Annotated in this window: 1 protein-coding gene; it reads left to right on the top strand. The window is 40.0% G+C overall.

What is annotated here, in order from left to right; genetic code table 11:
• Positions 1 to 270 precede the first annotated feature (270 nt).
• The coding region (locus AC1D2Q_RS29580) for an MBL fold metallo-hydrolase (RefSeq protein WP_477815558.1) at positions 271 to 505 on the top strand (235 nt) is incomplete at its 3' end.

Raw genomic sequence — 505 nt, 5'->3', positions numbered from 1 at the left:
GTATCTTGTACTAAGACGGGTGTACGCAGTTACGGATGAACTTAATGTATTGAACAGCTTCATATCAGAAATGCAAAAAGAGGTTCAATTAAAAAAAGATATAACTTTTTGAAATACAATCACTTACAACAATAATATTTCTAAAACAGCATAATCCGGATTCTGAACATATATAGCTGAAATCAGAACACCCGCTTTGCCCAAACTTTACAACCTTCAAACATTTCCGCATTACAACATCTCACTCAAACTCCTATCTTTGCAGCTGATATGATTATCCAGCAATTCTACGATAAAGGGTTGGCGCATGCATCTTACGCCGTGATCCGTTCAGGTAAAATGATCGTTATTGATCCGGCGCGTAACCCGCAGCCTTATTATGATTTCGCGGCCCAGCATGATGCCGATCTTGTGGGCGTTATTGAAACTCATCCCCATGCGGATTTTGTCAGCTCGCACCTCGAAATACATAAAGCTACCAATGCTGTTATCTATTGCAGTAAGC

It is taken from the genome of Pseudomonas sp. P1_A1 (assembly GCF_056406935.1).
Note: the sequence above shows the minus strand (reverse complement) of the source record. Positions and strands in the feature narration are given on the sequence as shown.